This window comes from Gemmobacter caeruleus (assembly GCF_008271655.1).
Taxonomy (GTDB): Bacteria; Pseudomonadota; Alphaproteobacteria; order Rhodobacterales; family Rhodobacteraceae; genus Gemmobacter; species Gemmobacter caeruleus.
Map to the genome: position 1 here is coordinate 105,016 of NZ_VKKX01000052.1, position 21,033 is coordinate 126,048.

A 21,033-nucleotide genomic window follows, 5' to 3' on the forward strand; every position below is an offset into this window, starting at 1 on the left:
CCGCTCAGGCCGCCAGGGCGATACCGTCGGCATGGCTGTATTCGACCTGCACGACATCCGTGCGCCCGGTGGCAAAGGTCGCGGCGCATCCCTCCAGATAGTAACGCCAGCCGCGCAGAAAGGCCGCGTCATAGCCGATGCGGCGGATGCGCGGCGCGGCCTCGGCCAGCCGCGCGGCCCAGATCCGGCAGGTGCGCGCATAGTCCTGCCCAAAGGAGAAACTGTCGCGCAGCGCCAGCCCCGCCTGCGCCCCCTGATGCGCAAGGATTGCCGGGCTGGGCAGCATCCCGCCCGGAAAGATATGGTGCCGGATGAAATCGGATCGTTTGCGATAGACCGAAAATTCCGCATCCGGCACGGTGATCGCCTGTAGGACCGCCCGCCCGCCGGGGGCCAGACGCGCCTTGAGCGTGGCGAAATAGGTGGGCCAGTAGCGTTCGCCGACGGCCTCGACCATCTCGACCGAGACGATATTGTCATAGTGCCCGCCGGCATGGCGGTAATCCTGCAAGCGGATCTCGGCCCGCCCATCCAGCCGGGCATCGGCATAGCCCTTTTGCGCGGGCGACAGCGTGAGCCCGGTGACATGGCGCCCGGCATCTGCGGCGCGTTCGGCAAAGCCGCCCCAGCCGCAGCCGATTTCCAGAATGCGCTCGCCCCGCGACAGCCGCGACAAGATGCGGTCATTCTTGCGGGCCTGCGCGGTTTCCAGATCGTCCGTCCCGTCGAACAGCGCCGAGGAATAGCTCATCCCCGGGTCAAGCCAGAGGTGATAGAATTCGTTGCCGACATCGTAATGGGCGCGGATATTGCGCGCGGCCCCCGCAAGGGAATTGGCGCGCAGCCGGTCGATCAGGCGCAGGCCAAGACCCGCCAGCATCCCCTGCCGCCCCTGACCGCCCAGATGATCCAGATTGCGGATGGCAAGGGTCAGCAGTGCCTCAAGATCGGGGCTGTCCCAATGGCCCGCGACATGGGCCTCGCCAAAGCCCACATCGCCGCGCCGCGCCAGCGCGGCAAGCAGCGCCCAGTCGGTGACCTGCATCTCGGCCTCGGGGCCGGTGCTGCCGAAATGATGGCGATGCCCCTCGGGGGTGATCAGGGTCAGGCGCCCCTGTTCGATCCCTTCAAGCGCGGCCAGAAAGCGGGTCTGCGACGATGTCATCAACTGATTTCCTCGGGCGGTGACGGGGGCAGGGGCCGGTAGGCCCCCCCCTTGAGACGCAGGCGCAAGGCCTGCCAATAGATCAGGGCAAGGATGCGCAGCGCGCCCCCCGGCCGACGAAGGGCCGCCGCCAGCAGCCCGGTCTGGCTCAGCGGCCGGGGCCGCGCGCGCAGCGTGGCAACCAGCCCCTCCTCCCCGTCAAGATGGCGGATCAGGACGGCGATATCGGCGGGGTTCAGGCTGAAACGGAATTCATAGCGCCCCGCCACATCCTGAAAGGGCGAGACGTGAAAGACCTTGTCGGTGTCCAGCCGGTCCGCCGGCCCGACCGGCGCGAAACCGGGCAGGTGGCACAGATAGGAATGCCGCTGGCCAAAGGTGTTGTTCACTTCGGCGATCACGGCCAGCAGCGCATCGCCGCGCAGCACCATCCAGAAGCTGACCGGGTTGAACCAGAAACCCAGAAAGCGCGGCTGCGTCATCAGCGCCAAGGTCATGTCGCGCTCGCGCGGCAATCCTGCCCGGGCCAGCACCTCCCATGCCCAGGCGGCGCCCCGGCCCGCGCCCCGCGCGCCACCGTGATCCGCCGCGCAAAAGCTGAACAGCCCGAACCGCCCCAGCCGGAACAGGCCCCGCGCCTGCACGCGCTCGGGGGCGAACAACAGATAATCCACGCGATAGCGAAAGGCATGGCGCAGCGCCCCGCGCCGGGCATGGGTCACATCCGCCGGCAGATGCAGCACCGCACCCGCCGCCAGATCGCAGGAAAGCCCCCCGCCCATCGGCTAGACCCGGGCGGGCAGCAGCGCGCGCGCGATGCGCATCGCACTGGCAAACCCGTCTTCGTGAAAGCCGTTGCGCAGCCAGGCCCCGGCGAACCAGGTCTGCCGCACCCCCTGAAGGGCATGCAGCTGGCCCTGCGCCTCGATCGCGGCCCGGTCGAAAACCGGATGGCGGAAGGTCGTCTCGTCATAGATCAGCCGGGGGTCGATGCCCGCAGCGGGATTGAGGCTGACAAAAAGCGGGTCATCCGCCGGCAGCGATTGCAGGCGGTTCATCCAGTAGGTGACCCCCACCGCCGGCCCCGCCCCGGGATCATCGGCGCGGTAGACCCATGAACTCCAGCAGGCACGGCGGCGCGGCATCACCACCGGGTCGGCATGCAGGACCGCGCGGTTGTCCTGAAACCGGAACGCCCCCAGCCCGGCACGTTCCTCGGGCGAGGGGTCGCTCAGCAATGCCAGCGCCTGATCGGCGTGACAGGCGAGGATCACCTGGTCGAACCGCTCGGCCCCGCCCTGGATCTGGACCGTCGCATCGGCGCCGCTGCGCGATACCGCGCGCACCGGCGTCGCCGGGCGCAGCGCCACGCCCCGCGCCTGCAACGCGGCCACCAGCCGGTTCACATAATTCACGCTGCCGCCGGTGACCGTCCACCATTGATGCTGCCCGCTTTTGGACATCAGCGCGTGATTGCCCAGAAACCGCAGCAGCGTGGCGGCGGGGAAGGCGCCGATGGCCTGCGCGGGCGTGGACCAGATCGCGCCGCAGATCGGATACAGATAATGGTCGCGAAACCGCGAGCCCAGCCCCATCTCCGCAATCAGCCCCTCGATCGTCAGATCCGCCCGGCCCTCTGCCGCCTGCGTCGCCTGGGCGTTGAAGCGGAGGATGTCACGGATCATCCGGTGAAAACCCGGGCGCAGCAGATTGGACCGCTGCGCAAAAAGCGCATTGGCCGACCGCAGCGCGAATTCGACCTGGCCCCCCCCGAGCGAGACGCCAAAGCTCATGTCGCTGCGCTGCACCGGCACATCCAGATCGCGAAACAGCGCCGTCAGATGCGGGTAATTCGCATAGTTGAAGACGATGAAGCCGGTATCCACCGCGACATCGCCCCGCCGTCCCGCCATGACGGTGCGGGCATGTCCACCCAGGCGCGGCGCCGCCTCTAAAAGCGTGACCTCATGGTGCCGCGACAAGAGCCAGGCCGCCGAGAGGCCCGAAATTCCGCCGCCGATGATGGCGATCTTTTGCGGCGCGCCGCGCGATAGGTCAAAAGGCACCGTCGCCCCCGTTGTTTGCTTGTCTTTTCATACGCATCCGCCACGCGCCCGGATCACCCGACCTGACCGGAATTGCATTTTTTCCGGCGGGGTGATCTGTTTGGCGAAAAGGGGCGTATTCCGTCCATGATGCCAGAAGACCTCAGCCAGCAAGACGTGATCCCGTCGCCCGCCCCGGGCGCCATGGGGCCATGCCGCGGGGGCGGGGCGACAGCAGGGGAGAGCGGCCGATTGCCTGCCGAGACGGCACCGCAGACAGACCCGACGCAATGGCTGCTGGCGGTGCGCGATCATCGCGACCGCGCGGCCTTTCTGTTGCTGTTCCAGTATTTTGCGCCCCGGTTAAAGGGCATGTTGATGCGCGGCGGGCTGCGCGACGGCAGCGCCGAAGACGTGGTGCAGGATGTCATGTTGGCCGTCTGGCACAAGGCCGCGCAATTCGACCCCCATCGGGCCGAGGCAAGTGCCTGGATCTATCGTATCGCCCGCAATCGCCGCATTGACCTTGCCCGCCGCAAACCACCGCCCGAGCCAGAGATTCTGGCCGAACCCGAAGATACCGAACCCGACGCCGCGCAGATCCTCGCGCTTGGACAGGAGGCGGCGCTTTTGCGCAGCGCGCTCGGGGCGCTGGCCCCCGATCAGGCCCGCGTCCTGGAACAGGCCTATTTCGAGGAACTGCCCCATAGCCGGATCAGTGAACTGACCGGCATTCCGCTTGGCACCATCAAATCGCGCATCCGCCTGGGGCTGGAACGCCTGCGGCGCGACCTGAACGACCTGAGGCAACCATGACGCCCATCACCCATCACCTTTCAGACGCCCTGCTCGATGCCTATGTCACCGGCAATCTCGACCATCCTTTCGCGGTGGTCGTCGCGGCGCATCTGTCATTGTGCGACAGCTGTCGCGCCCGGGCCGAGGCGGCAGAGATGCTGGGCGGCGCGCTGCTCGACCGGATCGCGCCCGCCCCGGTCAGCCCCGGCGCGCAGGACCGTCTGCTGGCCGCGCTCGATCACGCCCCGCCGCCGCCAAGGCCGATCACGGGCTCCGGCATCTTTCCGGCGCCGGTCATGCAGGCGCTTGGCGGCCAGCCGCCGAAATGGCGCATGCTGGGCGGTGGCATCCGCCAGCAGATCCTGTCGGCGGGGGCCGATGGCGCGCTGCGCCTGCTCTATATCCCGGCGGGACGCGCGGTGCCCGAACACAGCCATGGCGGGCTGGAGCTGACCCTGGTGCTTCAGGGCAGCTTTGCCGACAGCCAGGGCCGCTTTGGCCGCGGCGATGTGGAGATCGCGCAGGACGATCTGGATCACCAGCCTGTCGCCGGATCGGGGGCGCCGTGCATCTGCCTTGCGGCCACCGACGCGCCGCTGCGGTTCCGCGCCATGATCCCCCGGCTGTTGCAACCGCTGTTCCGGATCTGACCGGATGGGCTTTGCCGGCAAGACCGTCTGGATCATCGGCGCAAGCGACGGGATCGGCGCCGCATTGGCGCGGGCGCTTGTTGCACAGGGGGCGCGGCTGATCCTGTCGGCGCGCAACCGGGCCGCGCTGTCGGCGCTGGCCGAGACCTGCGGCGAGGCGCGGGTTCTGCCGCTTGATCTGGCCGCGGCGGATGCGCTGGCCGAGGCCGCCGCCACGATCGCGCCCGCCACGCTGGACGCGGTGATCTGCACCGCCGCGATCTATGATCCGGGCCGGGTCGCAGACCTTGATCCCGCCGCCGCCGCGCAACTCGTGACGGTCAATCTGCTGGGAAGCCTTGAGGTCGCCCGCCTTGCACCGCCCTTGCTGCGTGATGGTGGGCAACTGGTCCTGTTCGGGTCGGTCGCGGGCTATTTCGGCCTGCCCGGCGGGCAACCCTACAGCGCGACCAAGGCGGCGGTGAACAATCTGGCCGAGACCTTGCGTATCGAACTTGCGCCGCGCGTCGATGTGCGGCTGGTCTGCCCGGGTTTCGTGGCCACCCGGCTGACCGCCAGAAACCGCTTTGCCATGCCCGCCATCATCACCCCCGATCAGGCCGCCGAGGCGGTGATCCGGGGCTTGCAGGGCCGCGCTTTCGAGCTGCATTTCCCCCGGCGCTTCACCTGGGCGATGAAGTTCCTGCGCGCCTTGCCCTACGCGCTGTCGCTGCGCCTGACCGCGCGCCTGGGCGTCACGTCACACGACCGCTGAGCGCCGCCACCCCGGCCCATGCGGCAAAGCCGGTCAGGGCCGTGCCCCACAAACCGTCGGTCACCACCTGTTGCCAGGACCAATCCGCCAGTGTGGCATAATTGGTCATCTCATAGGTGCCATAGCACATCGCGCCCAGCAGGGCGCCGTAGGCAAGCGCCTGAAGCGGCGCGCCGGCTTTCAGCGCGGGCCATGACACAAAGACCAGCAGCCCCGCGACATAGAACAGATAGAACACCGCCGCCGGCCCCAGCCGGATCGGCGAGGCCAGGAGCGGCCCGATATGCGTCTCGAAGACCGGGCGGATGAGGTAGCGGATGCCCAGACTGTCCAGCCCCAGAAAGACCGTTGCCGTCGCCGCATAAAGAAGAATGACTTGTCCCATGGTGCTGGCCGCTCCGCCCGGTGTGTTGGTTGTGATACGGCGCGCGCGGCGATGCGGATCACTTCCCGGCACTCCGTTGGCCGCGATTTGTGCGCTTTCAGGGGAAGGGCGTTGCACCGCCGTCCGGCGCCCGCGCTTTCGATGATCTCGATCCGGGCCTTCACGCGGTTTGGTCCCGGCTGCCGAAGTCAAGATATGGAAAAGGCGCCCATTGGGCGCCCCTTATGTTGATGCGGATTGTCGCGGTCTGATCCGGATATCACCCGGCCTGGCCGCGCCCTGCGATCAATGCGTCCAGGCGCCCTTCCGGCTGGTCGCGAAATTCTCGCCATAACCGAGCGGGCGGATATTGGGCTTGCGGGTATTGGGGTCCACCACGTCAAACTCGATGCCATGGGCGCGGGCGTAATCCTCGGCGGCCTCGCGGCTGTCGAAGCGCAGCTTCACCTGGGTCGTGGTGTCGGTGGTCGAGGTCCAGCCCATCAGCGGATCGACCTCGCGGGCCGAGGCGGGCGCGTAATCCAGGATCCAGCCCTTCGTCTTGGCGGTGCCCGATTGCATCGCGTTGCGGGCGGGCTGGTAGATGCGTGCGCGCATGGGAGACTCCTTGCAAATCTGCCCCGTTATTTGCGAAAACCCCCGGCCTGACAAGGGGGAGGCGTCACGAAACCGGGGATTTTGCACCTTTCGCCGCAGGGCTGGGGCGGGATTAACCCCGTCTTAACCCGACTCGCCCAGGCTGGCGGCATGAGATGGATCGCCTGCCTTGCCCTGTGCCTGTTCTGCGTCGCCTGCGGCGCCCAGCCTGCGCCGCTGATGCTGGGGGGCGCGCGGCATGAAACCACTGTCGAGGGGCGCGATTACGTTCTCTATCGCAAGGACAACCGGGTGGAGGTCATCCGGCTCGGCTGGGCCGATCCGGGCGAACATCAGCGCATCCGCGCCACCATGATCGACATCGTGCCCTGGCTCACCGGGTGCAATGTCGTGCCCTCCACCGTGCAGGGCGACAGCGGCGAGATGCGCGCCCGCGTCACTTGTCCGAAGGGCCGACGATGAGGAGCGCCCAGGCCGCATAGGCGCCCGCCGCCCCGAACAGGATGCCCCAGCCCGGATTGCCGGTGGCAAATTCCACCACCGCCCAGACCAGCGGTGCCAGCGCGGTTCCCCAGCGGGCGACCGGGCGTCGGAAGAACGGGTGGTCGGCGTCAAGGAAGCGCATGGATTTCCCTCATCATGGTGCTAGGCTGAAAACCGGGAGGACCGACCATGCCAGAGATCACCGCCGCCTTTCAAGGCCAGACCGTCATCACCACTTTCGAGGTCACGCCCGGCACCGCGCATGACCTGATGGATGCGCTGGAAGAGGCCTATGCGCAATTCATCCGCCATCAGCCGGGCTTTCTGGGCGCAGGGCTGCACATGAACGACGCCCGGACCCGGATCGCCAATTACTCGCAATGGCAGCGCCGCGAGGATTACCAGGCCATGCTGCGCAGCCCCGAAATGCGCGAGCGGAACAAGCTGATCTCCAGCCTGTCGCGCAGTTTCGAGCCGGTGATGTACGAGGTTCAGGCGGTGTTCTGATCCGTCCCCGGCGGCAACAGCACCGCCGCTGCCGCCCGGCGCAGCGCCCGGGTCAGTGGCGCAAGCGCCGGGGCGGTGCGGCGGGCGAATTGCCAATGCAGCGCCTCGTCCAGCGGGGTGTTCGGCACGATCTCTGCCAGCCTGCCCGCCGCCAGCGCATCGGCCACCAGCGGCACGGGGTTCATGCCCCAGCCCAGCCCCGCCAGCGCGGCATCGACAAAGCCCTGGGATGAGGCGATGCGATGGGTCGGCGGCACCAGCGGCCCGCCGAAATGCTGCCGCAACCAGCGGGTCTGCAACCTGTCCTTGTCGGAAAAGGTCAGGCTGGGCGCGCGGCGCATCGCATCGGCCGTGGCGCCTCCGGGCATCCAGCGGTGCAGAAAGCCGGGGCTTGCCGTCGCAAGATAGCGCAGCCGCCCGAGCGGCACCGTATCGCAGCCCTGCAACGGCCCGGGATGCGAGGTGATCGCCCCCGCCACCTCGCCCCGGCGCAGCCAGTCCTGGCTGACCTCCTGATCGTCGATCACGATATCGAACAACAGATCCGGCACGGCGGCCAGCGCGGGAATGACCCAGGTTGCCAGACTGTCGGCATTGACCGCGATGCGCAGCGTGGTTGGCTGCGCATCGGGCAGGGCCAGCGCGGCCTCCATCAGCATGACCTCGTCATGATGGCGGATCAGCCGCAGCCCCGCCTCGGTCGCGACACAAGGCTGGCCGCGCCGGATGAGCAACGTGCCCATCCGTTCCTCCAGCGCCTTCACCCTTTGCGACACGGCCGAGGGCGTCACCCCCAGCTGCGCCGCCGCCAGATCGAAGGAACCACGCCGATGCACCGCCGCCAGCGCGGCCAGGTTGGGATAGTCGAGCATTAGGGATACTTAATCGGCAAGAGAAAGATTAACTGGATTTCGACTGTCGCGCGCCGCTAAGTCAAGCCCGCAAGAGAGAAAGGACATGGCATGGCGGGCGAAACGGATCTGAAAATCCTGCTGGCGCAGATGGCGCCGGAGCTTTGCAGGCGCGATTGGGGCTATGCCGTGGCGCCGCGCTGCCCCGAGGGGCTGACGCCCTTTGCCACCGTCGCCGAGGCCGAGGGGCTGACCCTGATCGCGCCGATGGCGGCGCTGCAGGGCGCGGGTCTGGTGCCGCAGGGACCGATGGCGCGCATCACCCTGACCGTCCATTCCGCGCTGGAGGCCGTGGGCCTGACCGCCGCCGTGTCCGGCGCGCTGGCCGGGGCGGGCATCAGCGCCAACATGATCGCGGGCTTTCACCATGACCATATCTTTCTGCCGGCCGCCGATGCCGACCGGGCGATGACGATCCTGCGCGGGCTGGGCGATGCTTGAGGCGGCGGTTTCGGGCTATCTGGTCGCGCTCAGCCTGATCGCGGCGATCGGGGCGCAGAATGCCTTTGTGCTGCGACAGGGCTTGCGGCGCGAGCATGTGGCGGTGGTCGTGCTGATCTGCGCGGCCTCGGACGCCGTGCTGATCGCGGCGGGGGTGGGCGGTTTTGGCGCCATCGCGCAGGCTGCCCCCTGGTTCGGCACCGCGATGCGCTGGCTGGGGGTCGCGTTCCTCACGATCTACGGGGCGCTGCGTTTTCGTGCCGCGCTCCGGGGCGGCGAGGCGCTGGTGCCGCAGGACGCGCCCCCGGTGCCGCTGCGCCGGGCGGTGATGCTGTGCCTGATGTTCACCTGGGCCAACCCGCATGTCTATCTGGATACGGTGGTGCTGATCGGCTCCATCGCCGCGCAATATGCGCCGCATGGCCTGGCCTTCGGGATCGGGGCCGCGCTGGCCTCGCTCAGTTTCTTTTCGGCGCTTGGCTTTGGCGCGCGGCTGCTGGCGCCGGTTTTCGCCCGGCCCCGCGCCTGGGTGGTGCTGGAGATCGTGATCGGACTGGTGATGTGGACACTGGCGGCGGGACTGGCCTTGGGCGGCTGACGCGGACCAGACCGCTGCCGGCGATTGTGCCCGGCACAATGCCCCCCTTGCGCCCGGACGCGCGCCGGGGTCTTTTTCCGCCATGACAGAGACGCGCGCCCCGATCAATGATCCCAAACCCGTGCAGGGCGTGGCCTGGATGCTGGCCTCGGGCCTCAGCTTTGTCGTGATGACGGGCTTCGTGCGTTGGCTGGGCACCGATCTGCCGGCGCCGCAGGGCGCCTTCATCCGCTTCGGATTTGGGCTTTTGTTCCTGCTGCCCACGCTGCTGCCGCTGCTGCGGCGGGGCTTTCCACCCGGAACCCTGCGCCTGTTCACGCTGCGCGGGCTGGTGCATATGGTGGCGGTGATCTGCTGGTTTCACGCCATGGCGCGCCTGCCGGTGGCCGAGGTGACGGCGATCGGCTACCTGAACCCGGTGCTGGTCACGCTGGGGGGCGTGCTGTTCTTTGGCGAGGTGCTGGCGCTGCGGCGCATCCTGGCGGTGCTGGTCGCGATCTGCGGTGCGCTGATCGTGCTGCGCCCCGGCCTGCGCGAGATCACCGACGGGCATCTGGCACAGGTGGGGGCGGCGTTCTTCTTTGCCGGCTCCTACCTGTTTGCCAAGCGGCTGAGCGCGCAGGTCTCCGCCTCGGCCATTGTCGGCATGATGAGCCTGTGCGTCACCATCGGGCTGGCGCCGCTCGCGTTCTGGGTCTGGGTGCCGGTCAGCCTGACGCAGCTGGGGGCGCTGGCGTTGGTGGCGGTCTTTGCCACGCTGGGGCATTACTGCATGACGCGCGCCTTTGGCGTGGCGCCGCTGACCGTGACCCAGCCGGTGACCTTTCTGCAACTGGTCTGGGCCACGCTGCTGGGCTGGCTGGTCTTTGGCGAGGGGGTGGATGGCTGGGTGCTGCTGGGGGGCGGCACGATCATCGCCGCGATCAGCTATATCACCTTCCGCGAGGCGCAGCTGAAGCGCCGCCCGCTGACCCCGCCACCGCAGGCGACCAAGGTCTGATCTGCCGGTTTGACAGGCCCCGGGTCACCTGCGAAAACGGGGGCGCCAAGAAACAACAGGCGGCCCATGCGCCGCGGGGCAGGCAGGGTAATGAAGATTGCGATGATTGGAACCGGCTATGTCGGGCTGGTTTCCGGGGTGTGCTTCTCGGATTTCGGGCATGATGTGGTCTGCGTGGACAAGGATCCCGCGAAGGTCGAGAAGCTGCGCCGCGGCGAGGTGCCGATCTATGAGCCGGGGCTGGAACAGCTGATGGCCAAGAACGTGGCGGCGGGGCGGTTGTCCTTCACGCTCGATCTGGCCGAGGCGGTGGCGGGCGCGGATGCGGTGTTCATCGCCGTCGGCACCCCCACCCGGCGCGGCGACGGCCATGCCGACCTGCGCTATGTCATGGCGGCGGCCGAGGAAATCGGCGCCGCGCTGACCGGCTATGCGGTGATCGTGACGAAATCGACCGTCCCGGTTGGCACCAATCGCAAGGTGGCCGAGGCGGTGGCCCGCAGCTCGGGTCAGACGCCGTTCGACGTGGCCTCCAACCCCGAATTCCTGCGCGAAGGCGCGGCGATCGACGATTTCATGCGCCCTGACAGGGTGGTGGTCGGCGTCGAAAGCGAACGCGCCCGCAAGGTGATGGAGGCGGTCTATCGCCCACTGTCGCTGCGGGAATTTCCGGTTGTCTATACCAATCTCGAATCCGCCGAGATGATAAAATATGCGGCCAATGCCTTTCTGGCGACCAAGATCACCTTCATCAACGAGATCGCCGCGCTGTGCGAACGGGTGGGCGCGGATGTGAAGGCGGTGAGCAAGGGCATCGGCATGGACGGGCGGATCGGCGCCAAGTTCCTTCATGCGGGGCCGGGATATGGCGGTAGCTGTTTCCCCAAGGATACCAAGGCATTGGCCCGGATCGGCCAGGAACATGCCGTGCCGATGCAGATCACCGAAACCGTGATCCGGGTGAATGACGAGATCAAGCATCGCATGATCGCCAAGATCGAGGATCTCTGCGATGGCGTGCTGCGCGACAAGACGGTCGCGGTGCTGGGCGTGACCTTCAAGCCCAATACCGACGACATGCGCGACGCGCCGGCGCTGACCATCGTGCCCGCGCTGGTGGGGGCGGGGGCGAAGGTGCGCGTCGTCGATCCGCAGGGCCGGCACGAGGGCGAGGCGTTGCTGCCTGGCGTCAAATGGGTGGACGGCCCCTATGGCGCGGCGCAAGGCGCGGATCTGGTGGTGATCCTGACCGAATGGAACGAGTTTCGCGCGCTCGATCTGGGCAAGCTGGCGCGCAAGATGGCGCAGCCGCGCATGGCCGATCTGCGCAACATCTATGACCGCGACGAGGTGCTGGCCGCCGGTTTCGACCGTTACGAGGGCGTGGGGCGCTGATCGCGCCCGCGCTGTCGGCCGGGCCGGGCCGACGGCATTGAAACCAAACGCCGCATTCCCGCCATGCTTTGTTAAGGTCTGACAAAGCAAGCCACGCCATCCTGAACCCGGGTGTGAAAATTCGGGTGTGGGGGGCAGTGTGGGCCGCTTCAGCGCTTTGGGCGTATTCAGAACTGCTGCATCGCAGATGCTGGCAGGGGTCACGGACATCATTTCGCGGGTGGTGGAGGGGCAGGTGCAACTGTTCACCACCACGCGGGCCGGCGGGGGGCTGCTGTCGCTGGAGCTGACCTCGACCGGTTTGCGGCTGCTGGATCAGCAGTCGATTGTCGCCGGCAGCACGATCTCGGCGCCGTCAGAGTTGATGTTCGCCACCCTGGCGGGGCAGGAGCGGCTGGTCTGGACCGGGGGCTGGGCCAGCCATCTGGGCGGCTATGCGCTGTCGGATGCCGGGCAGATCGGCGCGGCCTTCACCTTTGCCAAGGCGCCGGGCGGCGTGGTCGCGGCGCAGACCTTTACCCAGATGAACGGCATGGCCTATGCGGTGCTGGCCCTGCAATCGGCCGGACGGCTGGAGGTGTGGCGGCTGGACAGTGCCGGACGGATGCGCGCGACAGACCGGCAGGATCTGTTCGGCGCCGATGAACAGATGGTGGATATTCGCGGCCTCGTCACCGCCAGCGCGGGCGGGCAGGACTATATCCTGTCGGTCTCGACCGCCGAAGATGCGCTGCGGGTCTGGAAGCTGAGCGCCGACGGCAAGCTGGAAACCGTGTCGAAACTGGGCGCCTCGGCCGGGCTGGGGGTCGCCGCGCCCTCGGCGCTTGAGGTGGTCACGGCGGGCGGCAGGACATGGGTTCTGGTCGCGGGCAGCGGGTCATCCTCGGTTTCGGTGCTGGAACTGGCGGCGGATGGCAATCTGCGGCTGGCCGATCATGTGATCGACACGCTCGATACCCGCTTTCAGCGCGCCGAGGCGCTGGCGACGGCGGTGGTGGGCGACCGGGTCTTTGTCTTTGCGGGCGGGGCCGATTCCGGGGTGCAGGCCTTCATGCTCTTGCCCGACGGGCGGCTGATCACGGCAGGGCAGGTGCTGGCCTCGGGCGCCTTTCCGGCCGACAACCTGACCGCGATCGAGGCGGTGGTCCGCGACGGCCAGGTGGAACTTGTGCTGGCGGGCGAGGCCTCGGGCCTGTTGCGCGCGCGCTTTGACCCCGGCGCGCTTGCCCCCACACAGCGCGGCGGCAGCGGCAATGACACGCTGACCGGCACGGTCGGGGATGATCTGCTGTTCGGGGCGGCGGGCAACGATTCCCTGATCGGGGGGGCGGGCGACGATGTGCTGGTCGATGGTGCGGGGGCCGATACGCTGTGCGGCGGGGCGGGGGCGGATGTCTTTGTGCTGAGCCGTGACGGCGCGGCGGATCTGATCCGAGATTTCGACCCTGCCGAAGACCGGATCGACCTCTCTGCCTGGGGCCGCGTCTATGCGGTGGAGGTGCTGCCCATGGCCGAGCGGCGCGGCGCTGTGGTGATCCGCTGGGGAACCGAGGCGCTGACGGTCTATTCCGCCGACGGGCGCGATTTTTCGCGCGATGTCTTCACCTCGTCGCAGCTGTTCGGGCTGTGGCACATGACCGAACCCGCCGTGGTGGCGGGGCGGCGGCTGACCGGCACCACCGGCGGCGAGACGCTGACCGGCGGGGCGGGCGACGACACCTTTATGGGCAGCGATGGCGGCGATCTGCTGATCGGCGGCGCGGGGGGCGATCTGGTCGATTACGCGGGGCTGACCCATGCTGTCACCGCCAGCCTCAGCTCGCCCCCGCCCGGCGGCGGATCGTCGGGCCAGGATCGCTATCAGTCGATCGAGCATCTGTCGGGCACTGCCTATGGCGACCGCCTTTCGGGCAGTGCGGCGGCCAACCATCTGTGGGGCAAGGCCGGCAATGACCTGCTGGAGGGTTTTGACGGCAATGACCGGCTGACCGGCGGGTCGGGCAATGACACGCTGATCGGCGGCGCGGGGGCCGACCGGCTGACCGGCGGGACCGGGGTCGATATCGCCAGTTGGGCGGGGTCGCGCAGCGCCATCCGCGTCGATCTGCGCACGGGCAGCGCGGCGGGCGGCGATGCGGCGGGGGATGTGCTGATCTCCATCGAGGGGCTGATCGGCAGCGAGGCGGGCGACCGGCTGACCGGCGATCGGGGCGCCAACAGCCTGGGCGGCGGTGGCGGCGCCGATCTGCTGGACGGCCAGGGCGGGCATGACCGGCTGGACGGCGGCAGCGGCGATGACACGCTGATCGGCGGGTCGGGCCATGACACGCTGATCGGCGGCAGCGGCGCCGACTGGGCGGTCTATGAAGGGCGCCCGGCGGTGCGGCTCGACCTGCGGCTGACCGTGGCGCAGAACACCGTGGGCCATGGCAGCGACCTGCTGGTGGGGATCGAGCATCTGGCGACCGGCTGGGGCAATGACACGCTGATCGGCAATGCGGGCGCCAACATCATCCTTTCGGGCACCGGCAATGACCGCGTGGCGGGCGATGGCGGGGCCGATACGCTGCGCGCCAGCCGGGGCCGCGACTGGCTGGAAGGCGGCGCCGGGGCGGATGCGCTTTTGGGCGAAGAGGATGACGATACGCTTTGGGGCGGGTCCGAGGATGACCGGCTCTGGGGTGGGGCGGGCCATGATCTGCTGGATGGCGGCACCGGGCAGGATGGGCTTTGGGGCGAGGACGGCAATGACACGCTGCGCGGCGGCGACGGAGCCGATACGCTGGCGGGCGGCGCGGGCGATGACCTTGGCGATGGCGGCACCGGCGACGATCTGCTGCTGGGCGAGGCCGGGCATGACCGGCTGCAAGGCAATGACGGGCGCGACATGCTGGATGGCGGCATTGGTCGCGACACGCTGGACGGCGGCGCGGGCGATGATCTGCTGCGCGGCGGGGCCGATGCCGATCTGCTGCTCGGCGGGGCGGGCAATGACCTGATCTATGGCGGCACCGGCAATGACCGCATCGACGGCGGCGCGGGCTTTGACCGGCTGGTCTTTCAGACCGGCGCCGCCATGCGGCTCGATCTGCGCAAGGTCACGCCGCAGGTGACGGGCGAGGGGCAGCTGACCCTGATCGGTATTGAACAGGTGGTGACCGGCGCCGGCCGTGACGTGCTGATCGGCAGCCTGCGGGCCGAGCGTCTGATTTCAGGCGCGGGGGATGACCGGCTGCGCGGCATGGGCGGGCGCGACACGCTGTCGGGCGGCGCCGGGCAGGATACCCTTTCGGGCGGGGCCGGCGCGGACACCCTGCGCGGCGGGGCCGGGCATGACCGGCTTTATGGCGGGGCGGCGGCCGATCTGCTGACCGGTGCCAGCGGCAATGACCGCCTGTCGGGCGGCAGCGGCGCCGACCGGCTGTTCGGCGGGCGCGGCAGCGACTGGCTGATGGGCGGGGGCGGCAACGACCTGCTGAATGGCGGCCGCGGGGCCGATATCGCGGTCTATGCCGGCTCGCAGGGGGTGCGCGTGTCGCTGATGCAGCGCGGCGCGCAAGAGACCGGGCAGGGCCGCGATATCCTGCGCGGGATCGAGGGGCTGCAAGGCGGCGCGGGGGCTGACCGGCTGATCGGGTCGGGCGGGGCCAATCTGCTGGACGGGCGCGGCGGGGCCGATCGGCTGTCCGGGCTGGCGGGCGCCGACCGGCTGTTCGGCGGGGCGGGCCATGACACGCTGATCGGTGGCTCTGGCAATGACCGGCTGGCGGGCGGGCGCGGCAATGACCTGCTGACCGGCGGGCGCGGCGCGGATGATTTCGTCTTTGACGGCGGGCAGGACCGCATCACCGATTTCCGCCGCGCGCAGGGCGATGACCTGTGGCTGGATCGCAGCGCCCTGCCCATGCTGCGCGGCCTGTCGGTCACGACCATCGTCTCGCGCTATGGCGAGGATCTGGGCGACAGTGTCGCGCTCGATTTCGGGGCGCGGGGCGCGATCGAGGTGCAGGGCATCGCGACGCTGGCCGGCCTGCGCCAGGTGATCGAGCTGTTCTGACCGCGCCCGATCAGAACACGAAGATATCGTCGGCCAGATCGGCGATGCGGTCGGCCCCGCGCACCAGCAGGCTGGCGCTGCCGAATTGCAGCAATACCCCGGCCGTCCGCAGCACCGCGTCATCCAGAATGGCGGCCACGCTGCGCCGCCCGCCGCCCCAGAGCGCGTCGTCAAGGCCGATCCGGTCTATATCGTCCTGAAAATCGAGGATCGTGTCGCGCCCGGCGCCAAAGCGGAAGGTATCGGCCTGCGCGCCGCCGCGCAGCAGGTCATTGCCCGCGCCGCCATCCAGCAGATCGCGGCCATGCCCGCCTGTCAGCGTGTCGGACCCGCCGGCGCCGAACAGCCGGTCGGCGCCGGCATTGCCCGAAAGCCGGTTGGCCAGGCCATTGCCGGTCAGCCGGTCGCCAAAGGCGCCCCCGGCCAGCCCTTCGATCCCGATCAGGATGTCGCGGCCCTGGCCGGTATCCTGCGCGCGGGTCAGACCCAGTTGCACGGTCACGCCGCTGGCGGCGCCGCGATAATCGGCCATGTCGCGCCCCCCGCCGCCGACCAGCCGGTCACTGCCGGTGCCTCCCTTGAGCACGTCATTGCCGCGCCCGCCCGACAGCAGGTCATTGCCGGCGCCGCCGCTCAGCCGGTTGTTCAGCGCATTGCCCAGGATGACATCGCGCGCATAGCCGCCATTCGCCGCCTCGATCCTGGTGCCGCGGGCGATCGACATGTTCAGGTCATAGCCGCCCACCGAAGACAGGCTGCCTTCGGTCATGCGGATGGTCTGCGCCGCGCGGGTGGTCGAAAAATCCAGCCGGTCATACCCGCCGGTATCATAGACGGTAAAGGCGATGTTCTCGCGCAGCCAGATGCGCTGGCCGGGGTTTTCACCATCGAACATCGCGCCGAACAGATCGCCCAGATAGCCCGTGACATTGCTATGCGCGCCATAGACGGTATTGCCGCCGCGCGTGCTGAAATTCAGCCCATACAGGTTCTGGATCGCCACGATATCGGCCGACATGGCGGTGACGACATTGCCCCAGTCACCCAGATAATTGGGGTTGGTGCTGCTGCTGTCGCCCTCTTGAAAGAAATAGGACATGACGGTGAACAGCACGCTGTCCTGCGCATAATGCGCATCCGTCGGCCAGGTTGCCTCGCCGTTGTAATTGCCCCCATGGCCGAGGCCAAGCGCATGGCCGATCTCGTGGATATAGGTCTGGAACCAGTAGCTGTCGAGCGAGACCGGCGTTTCCACCCAGTCGCTTGCGATGTTGATCAGCGAGGAAAGGATGCGATTGCCCGACAGATCCGAGGTGGAAAAGGCGCCGCCCTGCGGATTGTCATTGGTGAAGACCAGCTCGGCGCTGCCGCTGGTGCCGCCCCCTTCGCGCAGCGTCAGCGCGTAATCGCCGCTGTCAAAGCTGGAGGCGCTGCCGATGCCCAGAAAATAGGTGCCGCTGCGATCGGCGGTAAAGGTCAGCTGGCTGTCCAGCCCGCCGGCGGAATCGTCGTCTTCGTCGATCACCGTGCCGCTGGCATCGGCCAGCAAGAGGTAAGGGTCGCTCATCCCCATGGCGCCGCGGGATTCCAGCGTGATCGTATAGGTCTTGCCGGCGACCAGGCTGACCTTCACCGCGTCTTCGTCATTCGATCCGGTCAGACTGCCCTGAAACACGCCATTGACCGGCATCGTCTTGGCCGTGCTGGTATCGGCGGCGGCATCGGTGCCTTCGTTCACCACGACAAGACGCGGGGTCGTATAGGCGACAAAGCGGATGCCGCTGACATCGGTCCAGGCTTGCAAGGCGGCGCGCGCCACATATTGTTCGGCGCTGCTCAGCCCCGACATGTCATAGGTCAGCGCCCGGTCCGTGCCCAGCACAAAGGCCCGGCGGCTTTCGCCGTTATAGTTCCAATAGCCGTCGGTCAGCTGGGCCGCGATCTGGTTCAGCGTATAGTCGGGCTTGCTGCCCAGCGAGGCGGCAAGGTGCTGGTCCAGAACCGAGGTGGCATTGGTGGGCGAAAGGGCGGCGCAAAGCGTACACATGAGGAGGACAGCAATCTGATCAGGGGCAAAATCCGGTAAAGCCTAACAAATCGTGAAAGGCGAGGAAACCCGAGAGCGGGCAACAATATGTTGCGCAACGTTACGCCGTGCCGAACAGCACTCCGCAGAGATCCGACGCCGGATCGGCCAGCGCGTCGATCACGTCGAAATGGTGCCGCCCGGGGGCGACCGACCAGGGGCAGGCCCAGCGTTCCGACAGAAGCCGCGCCTGCCACAGAAAGGCCGGGCGTTCCTGCCCGCCGACATGGACATGGGCGGCGATGCCGGGGCGCGGGGTCAGCCGGGCGGGGCTTTGCCTGGCACATTCCGCCGCATCCAGCCGCAGCGTCGCGTTCATGCCGGTCTGCATCAGCGGCGCCAGATCGGCCAGCGGCGAGATCGGCACCACCCGGCGCAGCCCGGGCAGGGCGATATCGTCGCAGGCCATGCGCGCCGACAGATGCCCGCCCGCCGAATGGCCGGTCACCACCAGGGGCAGGTCGGGCAGCCGGGCGGCGGCAGCGGTGCAGGCGGCGGCAACCTCTTGCACCATATCGGAAATCCGGGCTTCGGGTGCCAGGGTGTAAGACGGCATGGCACAGGCCCAACCGCGTGCCAGCGCGCCGGCGGCCAGATGCGACCAGCCCTCGCGCCCGAAGGCCATCCAGTAGCCGCCATGCACAAAGACCAGCAACCCGCGCGGCGCGGTCTCGGGCAGGAACAGATCGAAACGATGGCGCGCGCCCGGCCCATAGGGCAGGTCGCATTGCGCCCGGTCGCCCAGACCCGCGCGGAACGCCGCACTTGCGGCCTGCCAGCGCGGCGGAAAGCCGTCAGCCCCCGCGATATGGGCGCCATTGGCGTAATCGTCAGACAGATCCTGCATCGCGCGCCCCTTCCGCATCCGGGCCGCAGAGTGCCGCCGCCCGTGCGGATTGGCAAGCCGCCCTCAGCCGCCCTCAGCCGAGCGCGTAGCCCGCGCCGCGCACCGTGCGCAAGGGATCTTCGCCGCCATGCTGCATCAGCGCCTTGCGCAGCCGCCCGATATGCACATCCACCGTCCGGGTATCGACATAGATGTCGCGCCCCCAGACCCGGTCCAGCAGGGCCTCGCGGCTCCAGACCCGGCCGGGCTTTTCCATGAAGGTGGTCAGCAGGCGGAACTCGGTCGGGCCCAGCTTGAGCATCGCGCCCTGACGGGTGACGCGATGGGTTTCCGGGTCGAGCAGGATATCGCCGAATTCCAGCACCACCCCGGCGGTCGAGGGGCGCACCCGGCGCAGTTGCGCCCGCGCCCGCGCCATCAGTTCCAGCACGGAATAGGGCTTGATGACGTAATCGTCGGCCCCGGTTTCCAGCCCGCGCACGCGATCCACCTCTTCGGCGCGGGCCGACAACAGGATGATCGGGATCGCGCGGGTTTCGGGGCGCATCTTCAGGCGGCGGCAGACCTCGATCCCCGAAAGGTTGGGCATCATCCAGTCGAGGATGATGATGTCGGGGGCGGTTTCCTCCACCAGCATCATCGCCTCCTCGCCATCGGCGGCCTGGGTGACGGCAAAGCCCTCGGCCTCCAGATTATAGGCCAGAACCTCGCGCTGTGCCGGCTCGTCCTCGACCAGAAGCACCGTGGGCTGTTCGTGTCGCGCCATCTGTTCAGGCCCCCGCATCCGGGGCGACCGACAGGGCGGTGACGCCGGTTTCCTTGGGGCGTTCGTCCTCGGGCATGCGGCCCTCGACCAGATAGATCACCTGTTCGGCGATGCCGGTCGCGTGGTCACCCACCCGTTCGATGTTCTTGGCGATGAAATGCAGATGCATGCAGGGGGTGATGGTGCGGGTATCCTCAAGCATATGCGTGAGGAATTCGCGGAACAGCCCGTTATACATCTGGTCGATCTCGCGGTCGCGCTGGCGCACATCGGCGGCCATGCGGGTATCGCGGGCGATATAGGCATCCAGCGCATCCTTGAGCTGCATCACCACCGCGCGGCTCATCCGGCGGATCGACCCGGTGGCGCCGTCGATCGGCATCATGCCATTCAGCACGACCGAGCGTTTGGCCAGGTTCTTGGCGTAATCGCCGCAGCGTTCCAGATTGGCCGCGATGCGCATCACCGTCAGCACGGTGCGCAGGTCGCTGGCCGTGGGGCCGCGCAGTGCGATCAGGCGGGCGCATTCGGTATGGACCTGTTCCTCCAGCGCGTCGATCACCTTGTCATCGGCGCGCACCCGGGCGGCCAGTTCCTCGTCGCGGGTATCAAGGGCCTGGGCGGCATCCAGAAGCGCGGTTTCCACCAGCCCGCCCATCTTCATCACCATGGCCTGCACGCCCTCCAGATCGCGGTCGAAGGACGAAACGATGTGCTTTTCGCTGTGCATGAACTGCCCCCGCTCAGCCGATACGGCCGGTAATGTAGGATTCGGTGCGCGGATCGCGCGGATTGGTGAAGATCTGGCCGGTCTCGCCGAATTCGACCAGATTGCCGAGATGGAAGAACGCCGTGCGCTGGCTGACGCGGGCGGCCTGCTGCATCGAATGGGTGACAATCACGACCGAGAACTGGCTGCGCAATTCGTCGATCAGCTCCTCCACCTGCGCGGTGGCGATCGGGTCGAGCGCGGAACAGGGTTCGTCCATCAGCAGCACCTCGGGCGAGGTGGCGATGGCGCGGGCGATGCAGAGGCGCTGTTGCTGGCCCCCCGACAGGCCGGTGCCGGGCGCCGACAGGCGGTCCTTCACCTCGTTCCAGAGGGCGGCCTTTTTCAGCGCGGTCTCCACCACCTCGTCCAGATCGGCTTTTGACCGGGTCAGCCCGTGGATCTTGGGGCCGTAGGCCACATTGTCATAAATCGACTTGGGAAAGGGGTTGGGCTTCTGGAACACCATCCCCACCCGGGCGCGCAGCGTCACCGGGTCCACCCGCTTGTCGTAGATATCCTCGCCCTCCAGCAGGATCTGGCCCAGAACGCGGGCCGAGGCGACGGTGTCGTTCATCCGGTTCAGGCAGCGCAGGAAGGTGGATTTGCCGCAGCCCGACGGGCCGATGAAAGCGGTGACGGTATTTTGCAGGATGTCGATATCCACATCCTTGAGCGCGTGGTTGTCGCCGTAATAGACCTGCACGCCCCGCGCGGTCATCTTGGCGGTCTGGGTCTCCACGTCCCGTTCCAGGATACGCATGTCGTTCATATCGGTG

Annotated in this window: 22 protein-coding genes; 10 read left to right on the plus strand and 12 right to left on the minus strand. The window is 68.1% G+C overall.

What is annotated here, in order from left to right:
* Positions 1-4: 4 nt before the first annotated feature.
* The 3 genes from FOA17_RS17365 to FOA17_RS17375 are packed head-to-tail and all read right to left on the minus strand — an operon-like array spanning position 5 to position 3,231.
* Positions 5-1,165 carry an SAM-dependent methyltransferase gene (locus FOA17_RS17365; protein ID WP_149142771.1) on the minus strand — a complete coding sequence of 387 codons (1,161 nt, stop codon included), beginning with the start codon at positions 1,163-1,165 and terminating at the stop codon, positions 5-7.
* Positions 1,165-1,947: a DUF1365 domain-containing protein gene (locus FOA17_RS17370; protein ID WP_149142772.1), complete on the minus strand. Its 783-nt coding sequence runs from the start codon at positions 1,945-1,947 to the stop codon at positions 1,165-1,167. Before FOA17_RS17370 ends, FOA17_RS17365 begins: the two co-directional genes overlap by 1 nt.
* A 3-nt stretch (positions 1,948-1,950) precedes the next feature.
* Positions 1,951-3,231 carry an NAD(P)/FAD-dependent oxidoreductase gene (locus FOA17_RS17375; RefSeq protein WP_149142773.1) on the minus strand — a complete coding sequence of 427 codons (1,281 nt, stop codon included), beginning with the start codon at positions 3,229-3,231 and terminating at the stop codon, positions 1,951-1,953.
* 129 nt (positions 3,232-3,360) lie between these two features.
* Here FOA17_RS17375 and FOA17_RS17380 point away from each other — a divergent pair, with 129 nt between their 5' ends.
* Genes FOA17_RS17380 through FOA17_RS17390 form a run of 3 tightly spaced genes read left to right on the plus strand, consistent with a single transcriptional unit; the run spans position 3,361 to position 5,412 of the window.
* Entirely contained in the window at positions 3,361-4,026 is a 666-nt protein-coding gene (locus FOA17_RS17380; RefSeq protein ID WP_238991868.1) for a sigma-70 family RNA polymerase sigma factor, read from the plus strand.
* A complete protein-coding gene (locus FOA17_RS17385; protein WP_149142774.1) occupies positions 4,023-4,658 on the plus strand; it encodes a ChrR family anti-sigma-E factor in 636 nt (211 codons plus the stop codon). Before FOA17_RS17380 ends, FOA17_RS17385 begins: the two co-directional genes overlap by 4 nt.
* A gap of 4 nt (positions 4,659-4,662) precedes the next feature.
* The gene (locus tag FOA17_RS17390) at positions 4,663-5,412 is read left to right on the plus strand and encodes an SDR family NAD(P)-dependent oxidoreductase (protein WP_149142775.1); all 750 of its coding nucleotides are present in this window, start codon (positions 4,663-4,665) and stop codon (positions 5,410-5,412) included.
* On the opposite strand, the gene FOA17_RS17395 is transcribed toward FOA17_RS17390, so the two are convergent.
* Positions 5,393-5,797 carry a DUF2177 family protein gene (locus FOA17_RS17395; protein WP_149142776.1) on the minus strand — a complete coding sequence of 135 codons (405 nt, stop codon included), beginning with the start codon at positions 5,795-5,797 and terminating at the stop codon, positions 5,393-5,395. The two genes, FOA17_RS17390 and FOA17_RS17395, sit on opposite strands and share 20 nt — an antisense overlap.
* A 285-nt stretch (positions 5,798-6,082) precedes the next feature.
* On the minus strand, positions 6,083-6,394 hold the full coding sequence (locus FOA17_RS17400) for an ETC complex I subunit (RefSeq protein ID WP_149142777.1): 312 nt from the start codon (positions 6,392-6,394) through the stop codon (positions 6,083-6,085).
* 150 nt (positions 6,395-6,544) lie between these two features.
* Between FOA17_RS17400 and FOA17_RS17405 the strand changes: the two genes are divergently transcribed.
* Positions 6,545-6,856, plus strand: a complete 312-nt coding sequence (locus FOA17_RS17405) for a hypothetical protein (RefSeq protein WP_149142778.1) — start codon at positions 6,545-6,547, stop codon at positions 6,854-6,856.
* Here FOA17_RS17405 and FOA17_RS17410 read toward each other — a convergent pair.
* On the minus strand, positions 6,831-7,019 hold the full coding sequence (locus FOA17_RS17410; protein WP_149142779.1) for a hypothetical protein: 189 nt from the start codon (positions 7,017-7,019) through the stop codon (positions 6,831-6,833). The two genes, FOA17_RS17405 and FOA17_RS17410, sit on opposite strands and share 26 nt — an antisense overlap.
* 47 nt (positions 7,020-7,066) lie before the next feature.
* Here FOA17_RS17410 and FOA17_RS17415 point away from each other — a divergent pair, with 47 nt between their 5' ends.
* Positions 7,067-7,384, plus strand: coding sequence for an antibiotic biosynthesis monooxygenase family protein (locus tag FOA17_RS17415; RefSeq protein WP_149142780.1), 318 nt, complete (start codon positions 7,067-7,069; stop codon positions 7,382-7,384).
* Here FOA17_RS17415 and FOA17_RS17420 read toward each other — a convergent pair.
* Positions 7,369-8,256, minus strand: a complete 888-nt coding sequence (locus FOA17_RS17420) for a LysR family transcriptional regulator ArgP (RefSeq protein ID WP_149142781.1) — start codon at positions 8,254-8,256, stop codon at positions 7,369-7,371. The genes FOA17_RS17415 and FOA17_RS17420 overlap by 16 nt on opposite strands.
* A gap of 90 nt (positions 8,257-8,346) precedes the next feature.
* Between FOA17_RS17420 and FOA17_RS17425 the strand changes: the two genes are divergently transcribed.
* The 5 genes from FOA17_RS17425 (at position 8,347) to FOA17_RS17445 (ending at position 15,786) form a co-directional block, all read left to right on the plus strand.
* Entirely contained in the window at positions 8,347-8,736 is a 390-nt protein-coding gene (locus tag FOA17_RS17425) for an ACT domain-containing protein (protein WP_149142782.1), read from the plus strand.
* The gene (locus FOA17_RS17430; RefSeq protein ID WP_149142783.1) at positions 8,729-9,334 is read left to right on the plus strand and encodes a LysE/ArgO family amino acid transporter; all 606 of its coding nucleotides are present in this window, start codon (positions 8,729-8,731) and stop codon (positions 9,332-9,334) included. The genes FOA17_RS17425 and FOA17_RS17430 overlap by 8 nt, the downstream gene beginning before the upstream one ends.
* 82 nt (positions 9,335-9,416) lie before the next feature.
* Positions 9,417-10,334: a DMT family transporter gene (locus FOA17_RS17435; RefSeq protein ID WP_238991869.1), complete on the plus strand. Its 918-nt coding sequence runs from the start codon at positions 9,417-9,419 to the stop codon at positions 10,332-10,334.
* 90 nt (positions 10,335-10,424) lie between these two features.
* Positions 10,425-11,729 (plus strand): UDP-glucose dehydrogenase family protein, encoded by a 1,305-nt coding sequence (locus FOA17_RS17440; RefSeq protein ID WP_149142784.1) that lies wholly within the window; start codon positions 10,425-10,427, stop codon positions 11,727-11,729.
* 187 nt (positions 11,730-11,916) lie between these two features.
* Entirely contained in the window at positions 11,917-15,786 is a 3,870-nt protein-coding gene (locus FOA17_RS17445) for a calcium-binding protein (protein ID WP_149142785.1), read from the plus strand.
* Between the two features lie 10 nt (positions 15,787-15,796).
* Here the strand turns inward: FOA17_RS17445 and FOA17_RS17450 are convergent, their stop codons facing one another.
* The 5 genes from FOA17_RS17450 to pstB all read right to left on the minus strand — a co-directional run bounded on the left by FOA17_RS17450 (position 15,797) and on the right by pstB (position 21,026).
* Positions 15,797-17,833 (minus strand): M10 family metallopeptidase C-terminal domain-containing protein, encoded by a 2,037-nt coding sequence (locus FOA17_RS17450; protein WP_149142786.1) that lies wholly within the window; start codon positions 17,831-17,833, stop codon positions 15,797-15,799.
* A gap of 100 nt (positions 17,834-17,933) precedes the next feature.
* Positions 17,934-18,719: an alpha/beta hydrolase gene (locus FOA17_RS17455; protein WP_238991870.1), complete on the minus strand. Its 786-nt coding sequence runs from the start codon at positions 18,717-18,719 to the stop codon at positions 17,934-17,936.
* A 73-nt stretch (positions 18,720-18,792) separates the two neighbouring features.
* Positions 18,793-19,485, minus strand: coding sequence for a phosphate regulon transcriptional regulator PhoB (gene phoB, locus FOA17_RS17460; protein ID WP_149142788.1), 693 nt, complete (start codon positions 19,483-19,485; stop codon positions 18,793-18,795).
* Between the two features lie 4 nt (positions 19,486-19,489).
* Positions 19,490-20,215: a phosphate signaling complex protein PhoU gene (gene phoU, locus FOA17_RS17465; RefSeq protein ID WP_149142789.1), complete on the minus strand. Its 726-nt coding sequence runs from the start codon at positions 20,213-20,215 to the stop codon at positions 19,490-19,492.
* Positions 20,216-20,228: 13 nt separating this feature from the next.
* Positions 20,229-21,026 carry a phosphate ABC transporter ATP-binding protein PstB gene (pstB, locus tag FOA17_RS17470; protein WP_149142790.1) on the minus strand — a complete coding sequence of 266 codons (798 nt, stop codon included), beginning with the start codon at positions 21,024-21,026 and terminating at the stop codon, positions 20,229-20,231.
* Positions 21,027-21,033 lie beyond the last annotated feature (7 nt).

What these genes read in the sequence shown, in the direction of transcription:
- FOA17_RS17400 (WP_149142777.1), bottom strand. Translation starts at nt 6,394, where the DNA reads ATGCGCGCACGCATCTACCAGCCCGCCCGCAACGCGATGCAATCGGGC.
- phoU (WP_149142789.1), bottom strand. Translation starts at nt 20,215, where the DNA reads ATGCACAGCGAAAAGCACATCGTTTCGTCCTTCGACCGCGATCTGGAG.
- FOA17_RS17390 (WP_149142775.1), top strand. Translation starts at nt 4,663, where the DNA reads ATGGGCTTTGCCGGCAAGACCGTCTGGATCATCGGCGCAAGCGACGGG.
- phoB (WP_149142788.1), bottom strand. Translation starts at nt 19,485, where the DNA reads ATGGCGCGACACGAACAGCCCACGGTGCTTCTGGTCGAGGACGAGCCG.
- FOA17_RS17435 (WP_238991869.1), top strand. Translation starts at nt 9,417, where the DNA reads ATGACAGAGACGCGCGCCCCGATCAATGATCCCAAACCCGTGCAGGGC.
- FOA17_RS17380 (WP_238991868.1), top strand. Translation starts at nt 3,361, where the DNA reads ATGCCAGAAGACCTCAGCCAGCAAGACGTGATCCCGTCGCCCGCCCCG.
- FOA17_RS17405 (WP_149142778.1), top strand. Translation starts at nt 6,545, where the DNA reads ATGAGATGGATCGCCTGCCTTGCCCTGTGCCTGTTCTGCGTCGCCTGC.
- FOA17_RS17410 (WP_149142779.1), bottom strand. Translation starts at nt 7,019, where the DNA reads ATGCGCTTCCTTGACGCCGACCACCCGTTCTTCCGACGCCCGGTCGCC.
- FOA17_RS17440 (WP_149142784.1), top strand. Translation starts at nt 10,425, where the DNA reads ATGAAGATTGCGATGATTGGAACCGGCTATGTCGGGCTGGTTTCCGGG.
- FOA17_RS17365 (WP_149142771.1), bottom strand. Translation starts at nt 1,165, where the DNA reads ATGACATCGTCGCAGACCCGCTTTCTGGCCGCGCTTGAAGGGATCGAA.
- FOA17_RS17370 (WP_149142772.1), bottom strand. Translation starts at nt 1,947, where the DNA reads ATGGGCGGGGGGCTTTCCTGCGATCTGGCGGCGGGTGCGGTGCTGCAT.
- FOA17_RS17420 (WP_149142781.1), bottom strand. Translation starts at nt 8,256, where the DNA reads ATGCTCGACTATCCCAACCTGGCCGCGCTGGCGGCGGTGCATCGGCGT.
- FOA17_RS17455 (WP_238991870.1), bottom strand. Translation starts at nt 18,719, where the DNA reads ATGCAGGATCTGTCTGACGATTACGCCAATGGCGCCCATATCGCGGGG.
- FOA17_RS17430 (WP_149142783.1), top strand. Translation starts at nt 8,729, where the DNA reads ATGCTTGAGGCGGCGGTTTCGGGCTATCTGGTCGCGCTCAGCCTGATC.
- FOA17_RS17415 (WP_149142780.1), top strand. Translation starts at nt 7,067, where the DNA reads ATGCCAGAGATCACCGCCGCCTTTCAAGGCCAGACCGTCATCACCACT.
- FOA17_RS17445 (WP_149142785.1), top strand. Translation starts at nt 11,917, where the DNA reads ATGCTGGCAGGGGTCACGGACATCATTTCGCGGGTGGTGGAGGGGCAG.
- FOA17_RS17425 (WP_149142782.1), top strand. Translation starts at nt 8,347, where the DNA reads ATGGCGGGCGAAACGGATCTGAAAATCCTGCTGGCGCAGATGGCGCCG.
- FOA17_RS17450 (WP_149142786.1), bottom strand. Translation starts at nt 17,833, where the DNA reads ATGTGTACGCTTTGCGCCGCCCTTTCGCCCACCAATGCCACCTCGGTT.
- pstB (WP_149142790.1), bottom strand. Translation starts at nt 21,026, where the DNA reads ATGAACGACATGCGTATCCTGGAACGGGACGTGGAGACCCAGACCGCC.
- FOA17_RS17385 (WP_149142774.1), top strand. Translation starts at nt 4,023, where the DNA reads ATGACGCCCATCACCCATCACCTTTCAGACGCCCTGCTCGATGCCTAT.
- FOA17_RS17395 (WP_149142776.1), bottom strand. Translation starts at nt 5,797, where the DNA reads ATGGGACAAGTCATTCTTCTTTATGCGGCGACGGCAACGGTCTTTCTG.